Raw genomic sequence first — 3,589 nt, 5'->3', positions numbered from 1 at the left:
GGCCGACCTGCCCAGGATCACCGCCTTCTCGATCGACTCCGACGAGCAGGAGTGCGTGTTCGACGCGGAGCGCGGCGGCATGGTCCATGAGGGGCTCACTGTCGCCTCGAAGCGGACCGGCGTGCTCGAGCTCTCCTTCCACCTCCAGCGAGACAGCCTCGACGACGTGCTGCCGGGGTACGTCTCCACGGTCCTCGTCTTCGACGACGACACCTCGAGCCACACCTTCGACCTCGTCGTGCCGGTCTCCGAGGAGAAGTACGAGGCGGGCTACGACGAGTGCGTGTTCAGCACCACGGGTGAGTGAACCGCGCTCGACCGCGCGGTGCGGTATCTCCCGCGGTGTGGGAGCTCTCCTGTGAAGGGACGGGTGCCGCTGGTCGTGGCGCCGGTCCCACGATGAACAACGTCAAGGAGATGGCCCATGACGACCTACAACATCGACTCCTACGCTGTGCGGCGCTGGTCCTCACGCCCGACGACGAATCGCAGCCCGGGCGTCGCGGTGGCCGGGATCTTCCTCTACCAGGGCTCCACCTATCGGGGGTACGCCTACTTCTTCGCGGACGGGACCGACCTCGCGGACCCCGTCATCACGTCGCAGACGATCCACGTTCACTTCAGTCTGAGTGAGTTGGACTCGATCCTGCAGATGCTGCGGGAAGAGCGCCCGGTCTATCTGTACGAGTTCGGGTCGACGAATGCCGGCCTGATGACCGGACGCGAACCCACCGGTGAGGAGGAGGGCCGCAACGGCTGAGGTGGGTCGGTGCCAAACCGGCCGCTGGATCAGGCGTACGACGTCCCGCGTGGCTCGCGGGTCCACAGCACACCGCCACCCGCGGTCGCGCCCTCGGCGGCCAGTTCCCGCTTCAGCACCTTGTTGGTGGCGGTGCTGGGCAGGTCGTCGACGATCCGCACGTAGCGGGGCCAGGCCCGGGGAGAGAGGTCGGCCTGGGCGGCGAAAAAGCGCTCGAGCTCTGCCGGGGTGAGGCTCGCGCCGTCCGTGAGCACGATCGCGGCCATCACCTGGTCGCCCACCGTCTCGTCCGGCACCGCGTAGACCGCGACCCGGCTCAGCGCCGGCAACCGCTGCAGGATCCGCTCGACCGGCGCGGCCGCCAGGTTCTCACCGTCGACCCGCATCCAGTCGGCGGTCCGTCCGGCCAGGTAGATCCAGCCGTCGGCGTCGCGGTAGGCCAGGTCGCCGGACCAGTACATGCCGTGCCGCATCCGTTCGTGGGTGGCAGCCTCGTCGTTGTAGTAGCCGGAGAAGTAGCCCGCGCCCTGGGTGTTCACCAGCTCGCCGATCGCTTCGTCGGCATTGGTCAGTGCGCCGTGCCGGTCGAAGGTGGCGACCGCGCACTCGGTGACGGTCTCCGCGTCGTAGACCGCCACCCCGTCCAATCCCTTGCCGATCGAGCCCGGGGGAGTGCCCGGCTCACGCGTCACGACGACGGCGTTCTCGGTGGAGCCGAAGCCGTCGCGGACCTCGCAGCCGAATCGCCGCGAGAACTCGGCGATGTCACGGTCGCTCGCCTCGTTGCCGAAGGCGAACCGCAGGGGGTTGTCCGCGTCGTCGTCGCGCTCCGGGGTGGCCAGCACGTAGGCCAACGGCTTGCCGACGTAGTTCACGTACGTCGCGCCGTAGCGGCGGACGTCCTCGAGGAACCTGCTCGCGCTGAACGTCGCCGGCGCGATCGCCGCCCCGGCCGTCAACGCCACGGCCCACCCGGCGACCACGGCGTTGGAGTGGAAGAGCGGCATCGAGACGTAGCAGGTGTCCTCCGGCGTGACTCGGCACTTCTCCACCAGGCTCAGCCCGGCGAACAGCACCATCAGGTGGGCCACCTGGACAGCCTTCGGGTCCCCGCTGGTGCCGGAGGTGAAGATCATCATGAAGGTGTCCATCGCCTCGACCTCCCGGTACGGGACCAGCTCGCCGGCACCCTCCAGCAGCGCGGTCCACCGTTCCGAGGACGTGTCGAGCACCTGGATCCCGGTCAGGTCGAGCCCGTCGAGCAACCCGCGGTGCTCCTCGTCGGTCACCAGGATCTGGCAGTCGGCACGACGTACATCGGCGACCAGGCTCTCGCCGCGCCGGGTGGTGTTGATGCCGCAGAGCACGAAGCCGCCGAGCCCGGCAGCGGCCAGGGCTCGCAGCATGTCCGGGGTGTTGCCCAGCAGCACTCCGACGTGCAACGGCCGGTCCCGGTCGGCCACCGAGAGCAGGGCGGCAGCGACGGTCGAGGCCTCGGTGAGGTGTTCGCGCCACGACCAGACCCGGTCGCCGTACCTGACCCCCGGCCGGTCGTCCGCGGCTCGGCGGCGCAGCAGCTGCTGGACACTCTCGGCCATGACCCCCCTAGGTAGAACACGTTCTCGTCGACCGGTCAATCTAGGTGTCGACCCAGGTCGGGTCAAGGAAGCTGGCCCTCCTGCGGTGCCGGGGAGGAGATGACATCGCCGGCCGCCGCCAGGCTGACGGACTCGAGGGGGTCGAGCCGTCGGAGTCGACACTGCCCGGCGAAAGAGTCGAGGACAAGACTGTTGTCCCGGGCTCCGGGCAGGTACTCGCCCGTGTGCGGTGTCGAGGAAGGGGCAGTTGCCAGAGCCGCTGACGGACCATCCCGACCGCCTGCTGCCCGCGATGCTGGACCGCGCCGCAGCTCGGGTGCACCGGCACCCGCAGCGGGCCGAGCGCATCGTTCGTTGGGTCGAGCGGCGGAGAAACCGTGGCGCCACCGCAGCGCACGTGGCGCGGGCGCGCTACCTGCGGGCCAAGATCCTCACCGAGCGCGGCGAGCTCGACGGCGCGTTGCAGCTGATCGGTGGGGCGCGCGAGCTGTGGACCCGGAGCGGGAACGTCCTGGCCGCGCTGCGAGTCGACGTGGTGGCTGCGGCGGGCAACACCGCTCGCGACAAGGAGGCCTACCCCGCCGACCACAGGCACGTGGTCAGTGTCACCTCGGTGTCGGTCCGGGGTGGTGGGGTGTCGAAGTTCGCCAACTGGGGCAGTTGGGTCGACGTGGCGGCCCCTGCCAGTCGAGTGCGTGGACCGGTCGGTCCCCTCGCGCGGTTTCGCCCGGTGGGCGGGCACTTCGATGGCGGCGCCCCAGGTCAGCGGACAGCTGGCGCTGGTCATCGCCGCGGGCGCGGACGCGAAGGAGCGGCAGGACGCCCTGCGCAAGACGGCGCACGAGTTCGGTGACGACGCACCCAAGGAGATCAAGTACGGCACGGTCGACCTGCTGGCGAGCCTGCGCTACCACCGCGCGAAGAGCTGAGCCCTCCGCCGCTTGGTGGCACAGGGTGATGGTCTGTCCGGATGGTGGAAGATCGGCCGGTTTCGGGGGTCGAAATGTCGGTGGTCGCTGCTGGAATTGACCCATGACCGAGACGCTCGCCGACGTGGACACCGCTGCTGCGGTGCTCGACTTCGCGCGAGGTCAGCGGTCGGTCGCCGACGCTGCCGAGGCGAACTTGTTGCAGGCCGCGGTGGCGTGGGCGGGCATGCATTCGACCGACTCGCTGGCGGACGCGGCGATGGCCTACGACCCGGGGTTCGGGCAGACCGAGGTGCCGGTCG

5 protein-coding genes are annotated in these 3,589 nt (G+C 69.8%); 4 read left to right on the top strand and 1 reads right to left on the bottom strand.

Going from position 1 to position 3,589, the window contains the following annotated elements:
• The coding region (locus tag ABZE72_RS16325) for a hypothetical protein (RefSeq protein ID WP_372730092.1) at nucleotides 1-307 on the top strand (307 nt) is incomplete at its 5' end.
• Between the two features lie 117 nt (nucleotides 308-424).
• Entirely contained in the window at nucleotides 425-760 is a 336-nt protein-coding gene (locus ABZE72_RS16320) for a hypothetical protein (protein WP_372730091.1), read from the top strand.
• 29 nt (nucleotides 761-789) lie between these two features.
• Here the strand turns inward: ABZE72_RS16320 and fadD1 are convergent, their stop codons facing one another.
• On the bottom strand, nucleotides 790-2,358 hold the full coding sequence (gene fadD1 / locus ABZE72_RS16315) for a fatty-acid--CoA ligase FadD1 (protein WP_372730090.1): 1,569 nt from the start codon (nucleotides 2,356-2,358) through the stop codon (nucleotides 790-792).
• A gap of 473 nt (nucleotides 2,359-2,831) precedes the next feature.
• On the opposite strand from fadD1, the gene ABZE72_RS16310 reads away from it, so the two are divergent.
• Both ABZE72_RS16310 and ABZE72_RS16305 read left to right on the top strand, forming a co-directional pair.
• A complete protein-coding gene (locus ABZE72_RS16310) occupies nucleotides 2,832-3,287 on the top strand; it encodes a S8 family serine peptidase (protein WP_372730089.1) in 456 nt (151 codons plus the stop codon).
• Nucleotides 3,288-3,390: 103 nt separating this feature from the next.
• On the top strand, nucleotides 3,391-3,589 hold a 199-nt coding region (locus ABZE72_RS16305), incomplete at its 3' end, for a hypothetical protein (RefSeq protein ID WP_372730088.1).

It is taken from the genome of Nocardioides sp., assembly GCF_041600255.1.
Classification (GTDB): Bacteria; Actinomycetota; Actinomycetes; order Propionibacteriales; family Nocardioidaceae; genus Nocardioides.
This window is presented reverse-complemented; position numbering and strand designations above follow the sequence as displayed.